The organism is Actinoallomurus acaciae (assembly GCF_042429965.1).
Classification (GTDB): domain Bacteria; phylum Actinomycetota; class Actinomycetes; order Streptosporangiales; family Streptosporangiaceae; genus Actinoallomurus; species Actinoallomurus acaciae.
Genome location: NZ_JBHLZP010000308.1, coordinates 1 through 9,867 on the forward strand (window position 1 = coordinate 1; position 9,867 = coordinate 9,867).

At 70.8% G+C, this 9,867-nt stretch carries 7 protein-coding genes and 1 pseudogene; 6 read left to right on the top strand and 2 right to left on the bottom strand.

All coding sequences use genetic code 11. The features are described from left to right. Both ACFFNX_RS31705 and corA read right to left on the bottom strand, forming a co-directional pair. Window positions 1–221 (bottom strand): annotated as a pseudogene (locus ACFFNX_RS31705) (hypothetical protein); the annotation flags it as partial. A gap of 42 nt (window positions 222–263) precedes the next feature. Beyond that, window positions 264–1,373, bottom strand: a complete 1,110-nt coding sequence (corA, locus tag ACFFNX_RS31710; RefSeq protein ID WP_378209547.1) for a magnesium/cobalt transporter CorA — start codon at window positions 1,371–1,373, stop codon at window positions 264–266. A gap of 404 nt (window positions 1,374–1,777) precedes the next feature. On the opposite strand from corA, the gene purD reads away from it, so the two are divergent. The 6 genes from purD to ACFFNX_RS31740 form a co-directional block, all read left to right on the top strand. Further along, on the top strand, window positions 1,778–3,013 hold the full coding sequence (purD, locus tag ACFFNX_RS31715) for a phosphoribosylamine--glycine ligase (RefSeq protein ID WP_378209548.1): 1,236 nt from the start codon (window positions 1,778–1,780) through the stop codon (window positions 3,011–3,013). Between the two features lie 224 nt (window positions 3,014–3,237). Next, window positions 3,238–4,548 (top strand): adenylosuccinate lyase, encoded by a 1,311-nt coding sequence (gene purB, locus ACFFNX_RS31720; protein WP_378209549.1) that lies wholly within the window; start codon window positions 3,238–3,240, stop codon window positions 4,546–4,548. 14 nt (window positions 4,549–4,562) lie between these two features. After that, the gene (locus tag ACFFNX_RS31725; RefSeq protein ID WP_378209550.1) at window positions 4,563–5,360 is read left to right on the top strand and encodes an MOSC domain-containing protein; all 798 of its coding nucleotides are present in this window, start codon (window positions 4,563–4,565) and stop codon (window positions 5,358–5,360) included. A 479-nt stretch (window positions 5,361–5,839) separates the two neighbouring features. Continuing rightward, window positions 5,840–7,129 carry a UDP-N-acetylglucosamine 1-carboxyvinyltransferase gene (gene murA, locus ACFFNX_RS31730; RefSeq protein ID WP_378209551.1) on the top strand — a complete coding sequence of 430 codons (1,290 nt, stop codon included), beginning with the start codon at window positions 5,840–5,842 and terminating at the stop codon, window positions 7,127–7,129. Between the two features lie 401 nt (window positions 7,130–7,530). Then, complete coding sequence (locus tag ACFFNX_RS31735) at window positions 7,531–8,793, top strand: transcriptional regulator (RefSeq protein ID WP_378209553.1); 1,263 nt, start codon at window positions 7,531–7,533, stop codon at window positions 8,791–8,793. 154 nt (window positions 8,794–8,947) lie between these two features. Further along, on the top strand, window positions 8,948–9,867 hold a 920-nt coding region (locus ACFFNX_RS31740; protein ID WP_378209552.1), incomplete at its 3' end, for a serine/threonine-protein kinase.

The following is a 9,867-nucleotide window of genomic DNA, read 5'->3' on the forward strand; positions in this document are numbered from 1 at the left end:
TCCGCCGCCGCCCACGGCTCGGCCGCCGACGGGCCCCCTTCCTCGGCGGTGACCAGCAGCCCGGGCCGGCAGTCGAGCACCTCGGCGGCGGGGATGCCCTGCCGCCGCAGCCATGCCAGGCGGTCGCCCTCCGCGACGAGATCGATCCGCGGGTCATCGGACTCCTTGCGGTAGATCCCGCCGCGACGGCTGACCCGCGCCCCGCCGCGCCCGATCGTCACCCTCTCCCACACAGGCCCAGAGTGCCATCCTGGCGGGTGGCGTCAGAGCCAGCCGGTGCGCCGGAAGCGGCGGTAGAGCGTGAAACAGGACGCCGCGATGATGCCGAGCACGAGCGCGTAGCCGTACTTCCAGTGCAGCTCCGGCATGTGGCGGAAGTTCATCCCGTAGATGCCGGTGATCGCGGTCGGGAGCGCGAGGATCGCCGCCCATGCGGAGATCTTGCGCATGTCGTGGTTGTCGGTCACGGTCACCTGCGTGAGGTGCGCCTGCAGGATCGGGGTGAGCAGCTCGTCGCACGACTCGACCTGCTCCCGCACGCGGGAGAGGTGGTCGTCGACGTCGCGGAAGTACTCCCGGATCTCGGCGGGCACGAACCGGCGGCTCGCCAGGTTGCGCATCGGGCCGGCCAGCGGCCCGACGGCGCGCTTGAGGTGGATGACCTCGCGCTTGAGGCGGTAGATCCGCTCGGCCTGGTTGGTGGCGTCGGCGGAGAAGACGCACTCCTCGACGTCGTCGATGTCCTCCTGCACCGCCGCGGCGACGGAGATGTACTCGTCCACCACCCGGTCGGCGATGGCGTGCAGGACGGCCGCGGGGCCCAGGGCGAGCCGCTCTGGGCTCTCCTCCAGGCGCATGCGCACGGGGCCGAGGGCACCGTGGTCACCGTGGCGCACGGTGACGACGAAGTCGGGGCCGCAGAAGATCGCGATTTCGCCGGTCTGCACCACGTCGGAGTCGCCGCGCTCGACGTAGCCGACCGTCTTCATGACGAAGAACTGCACGTCGTCGTAGCGCTCGAACTTGGGGCGCTGGTGGGCGTGAATGGCGTCCTCGACGGCGAGCGGGTGCAGGCCGAACACCTCGGCCAGGCGCTCCAGCTCGGCCGCGTCCGGCTCGTGCAGGCCGACCCACACGAAGCGGCTCTCCGCGTCGGTGTGCAGGTTGGTGGGGTGGTCGGAGGACTCCTGGGCGCGTACGAGCTGCACGGCGTCCGCGACGTCGGGGGTGTCGACACGCTTGCCGTCGATGTAGGCGCCCCAGTCGATGACGGCCGAGCCCCGGCGGGCGGTGGCGGGCGAGGTGCCGCGCCCGGGGCGGGCAAGGGGCTTGAGGAGAACGCGGGTAGCGCGGGTCGGACGAACCTTTGTCATGGCCATGGGGGGTCCTTCCCCGGCCCGGCACACGCGCGTGTCCGCGCGTCAGCCCGAGCTAGAACGGGGAACGCGCGCCGCGAGCGGCCGGACGCCGAGTAGAGGGGGTGGTACTAGGAGGAATCTCGGCGTTTCCGCAAGGATCACCAGGACTCATCACAACCACCTCCTTAGGTCCGTTGGCGCCAGAGCCCGAGCTCAAGGCTATACCGGGTAAGAGGACGCCCATGTAGGACGCCTGGTTCACACGATCCCCAACTTTTTTACCGGCGACTTTTCGGCTCCCTGTCCCCGTGGGTGAACCGTCCGACCGGCGTACTCCCGTATAACACGCTCATCCTCCCATCGCTTCCCTCCTAGTGATCGCGCACTTCGGGGCATTCGGTTCTGGATAGGCTCTGTGCGTGCGAGTCCTCGTTCTCGGCTCGGGCGGACGCGAGCACGCTCTGGTCCGCTCCCTCGCCCTCGATCCCAATGTCACCGCGTTGCACTGTGCCCCCGGCAACCCCGGCACGGCCGCTCTCGCGGACAACCACGTCCTCGATCCCACCGACCCGGTCGCCGTGGTCGAGCTCGCCCAGCGGCTCGAGACCCGGCTGGTCGTGATCGGACCCGAGCTTCCGCTGGTCCACGGGGTCGCCGACGCCGTACGCAGGGCGGGGTTGCTGTGCTTCGGGCCCGACCGCGAGGCGGCGAAGATCGAGGGCTCCAAGGCGTTCGCCAAGGAGATCATGGCCGAGGCCGGGGTCCCGACCGCGGCCTCACGCGTCTGCGAGGACTCCGGCGAGGTGCGCGAGGCGCTCGACGCGTTCGGGCCGCCGTACGTGGTCAAGGACGACGGCCTCGCCGCGGGCAAGGGCGTCGTCGTCACCGACGACCGCGAACTGGCCGAACGGCACGCGGACTCCTGCGACCGGGTGGTCGTCGAGGAGTTCCTCGACGGTCCCGAGGTCTCGGTGTTCGCCCTGACCGACGGCGTCACGGTGGTGCCGCTGCTGCCGGCGCAGGACTTCAAGCGCGCCCACGACGGCGACGAGGGCCCCAACACCGGTGGCATGGGCGCCTACACCCCGCTGCCCTGGGCGCCGCCGAACCTCGCCGCCGACGTGGCCGAAAAGATCATCCAGCCGACCGTCGACGAGCTGCGCCGCCGCGAGACGCCGTACGTCGGCGTGCTGTACGCGGGGCTCGTACTGACCGCCGACGGCCCGCGCGTGATCGAGTTCAACGCCCGGTTCGGCGACCCGGAGACCCAGGTCGTCCTCGACCGGCTGGCCACGCCCCTGGCCGGCCTGCTGGAGGCCTGCGCGGTCGGCACCCTCGGCACGGTGCCGCCGATCGAGTGGCACCCGGGCGCCGCCGTCACCGTCGTGATCGCCGCGGAGAACTACCCCGACAAGCCCACCACCGGCGACCCGATCGCGGGGCTGGAGGAGGTCGCCGAGGTCGAGGGCGCGTACGTGCTACAGGCGGGCACAAGGCTCGAACGCGGCCTGCCGGTCACCGGCGGCGGCCGGGTGCTGAGCGTCGTCGGCACCGGCCCCGACATCGCCACCGCCCGCACACGCGCCTACGCGGCCGTCGACCGCATCCGCATCCGCGGCGTCCACTACCGCACGGACATCGCAGCACGAGCCTGAGCCATCCCTCGCCTGTGAGTTATCCACCGCCCGCCACACCCACTTCCCCCAACAGAACATGACGTTGGAGGGCTGAAGCCCCCAGGCGGGTGGGGCGTGTCGCCCGGGCGGACTGGGTATCCGGGCGTCCGGGACAGGTCCCTCGGCGGCCCGTTGCGGTGGCCGCGCCGGAGGATCTGACCCGCGCGGATCGGATCCGGGTCTGGACCTGGGAGACTGTGGGGGTGATCGAGCGCTACACCCTTCCGGAGATGGGCCGCGTCTGGAGTGACGCGCACAAGTACGAGCTGTGGTGCAAGGTGGAGACCCTTGTGCTGGAGGCGCACGCCAAGGCCGGCACCGTCCCGGCCGACGCGGTCGAGCCGGTGCGTTCCGCTCCACCGCCGGCTCCCGAGCGTGTGGCCGAGATCGAGGCGACCACGCAGCACGACGTGATCGCGTTCCTCAGCACCTGGGCGGACAACACCGTGCCGCGTGAGGCCGCGGCGTACGTCCACTTCGGCATGACCTCCTCGGACCTGCTCGACACCGCGCTGGCGCTCCAGCTCACCGAGGCCACCGATCTGCTGCTGGCCAAGGCGGACGCGCTGGTGGCGGCGCTGCGCGACCACGCGCTGGAGCATCGCGACACGCTACGCGTCGGCCGTACGCACGGCATCCACGGCGAGCCCGACGTGTGGGGGCACCGGGTGGCCGACTTCGCGTTCGCGATGGCGCGCTCGCGCGACCGGCTGCGGCGGGCCCGTGAGGCCGTCGGGCTCTGCGCGATCTCCGGCGCCGTCGGCACGTACTCCAACATCGACCCGGAGGTCGAGCGATACGTCGCGGAGGCGCTCGGGCTGCGGCCGGCGGACGTGTCCACGCAGGTCGTGATTCGCGACGGCATCAGCGAGTGGACGTCCGCGCTGGCGATCATGGCGACCGTGTGCGAGGCGATCGCGCTGGAGGTACGGCACGGCCAGCGCACCGAGGTGCGTGAGCTGTGGGAGCCGTTCGGCCGGGGGCAGAAGGGCTCCTCCGCCATGCCGCACAAGAAGAACCCGATCATGTCCGAGCGGCTGGCGGGCATGGCGCGGATCGTGCGCGCCCAGGTCAACCCGGTGATGGAGGGCATACCGCTGTGGCACGAGCGGGACATCTCCCACTCCTCCACCGAGCGGATCGCGCTGCCGGACGCCTCCATCGCGCTCGACTACATGCTCAACCTGACGCAGCGGCTGGTCACCGGCCTCGTCGTGGACCGCGAGCGGATGCGGGCCAACCTCGACTCCACCGGCGGCCTGATCTACACGAGCACGGTGCTGCTCGAACTCGTGAACGCCGGGATGTCGCGCGACGACGAGGCGTACCCGCTGGTCCAGCGCGCCGCGATGGAGACCTGGGAGACCGGGGTGCCGTTCCGGGAGACCCTGCGCCGGCACGCCGCCGACGCCGGGCAGACCCTCGACGAGGCACGGCTCGATGAGGTGTGCCGGCCGGAGCGCTACGTCGAACGGCTGGCGGGGATGTTCGACCGCCTGGCGGCCCTGACGTGAGAGGCGGCCCTGACGTGCGAGCCTTCGTCCGGGAGCTTCACGTCTATCCGCTGAAGAGCGGCGGGGGAACCTCGCTGATGAGCGCCGAGGTGACCCCGACGGGTATCCGCTACGACCGCGAGTTCGTGCTCATCCGGCCCGACGGGGCGCGGCTGTCCCAACGCGAGGTGCCGCGGATGGCGCGGCTGCGGCCCTCCTACGACGGCCAGAAACTCCTCGTGGACGCCATGGACGCGGTGACGCCGCTCGTCCACGAGGCACGCTCCGACGGCCCGCTCTGCGACGTCCGGATGCCCGCGACGACGTGCCAGGGCATCGACCAGGGCGACGAGGCGGCCGACTGGTTCGGAGCCCTGCTCGATGTCGAGTGCCGTCTCGTACGGTTCACGGGCCGCCGGGAGACCTCGCGCGGCGGCGGCACGGTCGCCTACGCCGACGGGTATCCGTTCCTCGTGATCTCGGCCGAGTCGCTGGCCGACCTGAACGGCCGGCTCGAAGAGCCGCTGCCGATGAACCGCTTCCGCCCCAGCATCGTCATCGAGGGCCTCGGGGCCTTCGGTGAGGACTCGGTGGAGCGGCTGTGGATCGACCCGGTGGAGATCGATCTCGTCAAGCCCTGCGACCGCTGTGTGATCACCACCACGGACCAGGAGACCGGCCTGCGCGGCCGGGAGCCGCTGCGCACGCTCGCCGCGTACCGCACGAAGCCCAAGGACAGCGGCGGCCAAGGGGTGTTCTTCGGCCAGAACGGCATCCCGCGCACGTTCGGCACCATCCACGTCGGCGACGCGGTGAAGACGGCGCGCGCCTGACGGCGCCGTTCCGGGCGTGCATCTCAGGGCCGCGCAGGTGACCGCTACCACGGGGCCTCCGGCCGTCGTACGCGCGCCATCCGCCGCACGCGACCGCCACCTGCCGCTCCGGCCGCAGAGACGACCAGGGCCTGCGGCGTTCCTCCAGCCAGAACGGCATCCCGCGCACGTTTGACAACATTTGCCCAGGTGACGCCGTATGGGGCTCTACGCGACGTTCGCCCACATGAGACACTCGGAGAACATGCTGAACCGCCGGCGACGTCTGAGACCGCCACGACCGGGTCCGAACCAATCCCCGGCGGGGCGTCTCTAAGAGATCGAGTGGGCGAACAAGACCGGATGTTTCGGTCATGCCGCAGCAGACCCGGTGGAATACTGTGCCCCACGCGGCACACGCCGTGTGTGGGCACTCGTGACCCGCTGACGACAGAGCGGGCAGGTCAAGTCAATCCCCGCATCAAAGGAGTATCGGCGCTATGAGCTTGGGCCACGAGGTCCGTTACCGCGTACGAGGCGGCCGCGAGCTGCGCGGCACCGTGTTCGTGCAGGGCGCGAAGAACGCCGTCCTGCCCATGATCGGGGCGTCGCTGATGGCGGCGAAGGGCCGTACAGTCCTGCGCAACGTCCCGATCATCGAAGACGTACGGCGAGCCGTCGAGCTGGCCCAGGCGATCGGGGCCAAGGCGGAGCTGCACGAGGCCGAGCGCACTCTCGTGATCGACGCCTCCACGCTGACCAGCCCGGTACTGCCCGCCGAGATCGCCGCCCGCTTCCGCGGCTCGTTCCTGTTCGTGCCGGCGCTGCTGCACCGGCTCGGCGAGGCGGTCATCGAAGGGGTCGGCGGCTGCAATCTCGGCAGCCGTAACCTGGATTTCCACTACAACGGCTTCAAGCGCATGGGCGCCACGGTGACCGAGCAGGTCACCGACGACGGTCAAGGCTCGATCCACGTCAAGGCGGGCCATCTGCAGGGCGGCACGCTCTACCTCGACACGCCGTCGCACACCGGCACCGAGAACCTCCTCATGGCGGCCGCGCTGGCACACGGCACCACGCTGATCAAGAACTGCGCGCTGGAGCCCGAGGTCCTCGACGTCATCACGCTCCTGCAGCGCATGGGCGCGCGGATCACCGGCGGCGGCACCGGATTCATCACCGTCGAGGGCGTCGACCGGCTCACCGCGGTCGAGCACACGGTCATGCCGGACCGGATCGACACCGGCGTGCTGGTCATGGCCGCGGCCATGACCGGTGGCGAGGTCAGCCTCGTCGGCGCCTCGCTGGAGCACCTCGGGGTGGCGGGCGACAAGCTGGAGCAGATGGGTGTGGAGTTCCACTCCCAGGGCGCGGTGCTCCAGGTCCGCCGTGACCGGCCGCTGCGGCCGATCAACGTCATCACCGACGAGTACCCGGGCTTCGCCACGGACCTGCAGTCGCCGATCATGGCGCTGTCGTCGCAGGCCGAGGGGGAGAGCTACATCTACGAGCGGATCTTCGACGGCCGCTTCAAGCTGGCCGAGGAGCTCGTGCGCATGGGCGCCGACGTCGAGGTGAACGGCAACCGCGCGAAGGTCCACGGGGTGACCCGGCTGCGCGGCACCGAGGTGGTCGCGCACGACCTGCGTACCGGCAGCGCGCTGGTGCTCGCCGGCCTGGCCGCCGAGGGCGAGACCACGATCACGTCGGCCTACTACATCGACCGGGGCCACGCCCATGTCGCGGAGCGGCTCACGGCACTCGGCGCGGAGATCGAACGCATCGCCTGACGCGTACTGACCGGTATATGTCAGACGGATACCCGACGGTTTGTTACCTGTCCGGTTAGTAATAAGTTCCTCACCGGATCCGCCCTACTAGTAGTTTTTCAACGTGCTCTTAACCGATTTTGCTCAGAGGCGTCACATCTCGTGGTCTCCGGCCGATCTGCCCAATGGAGGAATGAAGTACACGGAGGCAGGGGCTGTCGACCAGACAGGGGCGTCAAAGGTATGAGTCATGCGTTGGGTGGAGGCCGTCCAAGGACGGACGCAAACGGGGGTAAGCGACAGGCCTCACCGGCCGGGAACCACCCACGACCGCTCGAAGCCAGGAGGGGGCTTACATGAGCGGTCCACGGAGTGGTTCGGTAACTCCGGATCTGACAATTGGGGTCGTCGGCCCACATGACCTGGTCGAACGGGTCATGCTCATGGGCCACGGCCCGACATCGGTACCGAGCCGGCTCGTCGCGGCCGCGTACCGCGACGAACAGGAGGCGGCGGACAAGGTCGTACGGCTCGGGTCGGGGGTGGACGTCTGCCTCTTCGCGAGCCCGGTGCCGTACGAGTTCGCCCGCAAGGCGGGTGTGCTCACGATGCCCGCGACGTACGTGCCGCTCAACGGGGCCGCCCTGCAGGGCGCGCTCCTGCGGGCGTCACTCGACGAGCGGCACGAGCCCGAGCGGGTGAGCATCGACGTGCTCACCCGCGCCGAGGTCGAAGAGGCCTTCGGCGAGATCGACCTCAACACCGATCACGTGCACTTGCGCGAGGAGGCTGCCGGGCCGGGCACGTTGGCCGCGTTTCACGAGCGTCTTTGGCGACGCGGCGCCACAAGTGTCGCGCTCACTTGCGTGCACGCGACCGCCGAGCGGCTGGAGTTGGCCGGCGTGCCGACGCTGCGGATCCGGCCGACGGGCGCCGCGATCCGGTCGGCGCTGCAGACCTCGGCGCTGCTCGGGGCGCACCATCGCCTGGAGGAGTCCCAGCTCGTCGTCGTCCTGGTGGACGTGCCGACGCTGCGCGAGACGCCCCGGCGGGTCACCCCGCGCTACTGGCGTGAGGAGCTGAAGCTGTCGCTGCAGCGGCTCCTGCTCCAGGAGGCGCACCGGATGAGCGCCGCGGTGTGGCCGCTCGACGACCACAGCTACCTGGTCACCGCCACGCGTGGGTCGATCGCGGCGGCGACCGAGGGCTTCCGCACCCCGCCCTTCGTCGAGCGGGTACGCGAGGAGCTGGGCCTGGCCATCGAGGTGGGCATCGGCATGGGCCGTACCGCCCAGGAGGCCGAGAGCCACGCCCGGGCGGCGCTGGCGCGGTCGCAGACCTCGCAGCGGGCGCAGGGCTTCGCGCTCGACCGCGACGGCCGGGGCGACGTACCCGCGCCCCGCACCCCGCCGCGTGCGCAGTCTCCGGCCAAGCCCAAGGGGCTGGAGATCCTCGCGCGGCTGGCCGACCGGCTCGGCGACCAGGAGCAGCCGCTCATCGTCGACGCGGAGAACGCCGGGAACATGCTCGGCGTGACCCCGCGCACCGCACGGCGGCTGCTGCGGACCCTGGTGGAGGAGGGTCTCGCCTGGCCGCTGCCGCCCAACCGCACCCCCCAGCCGGGTCGTCCGCGGCAGCTCTATCGGCTGATCGTCGAGAAGCTCGGGCCGAAGAACGCCAACTGAAAACCCTCCATCGCTGTGTCCGGATCGTGACCGACCGTGGCCGCATCCGGACACAGCGGCGGGGTGACACCAACCTGGTCCTCTCTCCAGGCGTCGCACACATAGCGGTTGCTCAGGTCGAACCACGCATGCGTCGCTTAGAGCAAGGATCGCCATGGACGGTGACTGGACGGTTCCGGGTTATCGGCACGTGCGCCCACTCGGCGAAGGTGCCTCCGGAAAGGTGATGCTCGCGGTCCACGAGGCGACGAACGCTCCGGTGGCCATCAAGTACCTCTCCGGGCGGCTCCGCACCGACGAGGACTTCCTGCGGCGTTTCCGCACCGAGGCCCGGCTGATGTCGCGGCTGGACGACCCCCACATCGTCCGCTTCTACGAGTACGTCGAGACGCCGGGCTCGGCGGCGCTCGTGATGGAGCTGGTCGAGGGCGTCACGCTCAAGGACGTCATCGGGGCCGAGGGGGCGACCGGGCCCGAGGCCGCGCTGCTGGTGCTCAAGGGATCGCTGCTCGGCCTCGCCGCCGCGCATGCGGCCGGGGTGGTGCACCGCGACTACAAACCGGCCAACGTGCTCATCGACGACCAGGGGCACAGCAAGCTCGCCGACTTCGGCGTCGCCGTACGCGCCGGCGACGAGGTCGGCGCGGCCGGCACTCCGGCGTACATGGCGCCGGAGCAGTGGGCCACCGGCGCGGTCAGCGCGGCCACGGACGTCTACGCGGCCACCGCGGTCTGCTACGAGTGCCTCACCGGCGAGCGCCCGTTCCCGGTGAAGGGCCACTGGGCCCTGGCCGCCGCCCACCGCTCCGACCCGGTCCCGGTCGAGCGCGTGCCCCGGCCGCTGCGCGAACTGGTCGCGTACGGCATGGCCAAGAACTCCGACGACCGGCCCCGTTCGGCCGCCGTCTTCCTGGAAGAGCTGGAGGAGATCGCCCTCTCCGCGTACGGCCCCGGCTGGGAGGAGCGCGGGCGCGTACGGCTCGCGGCGCTGGCGGCCCTGCTCGCCTCGCTGTTCCCGCTGGCCGGTTCGCCGCCGGAGGCCGGCACCGCGCTGGCCCTCACCCGGCTCGGCCG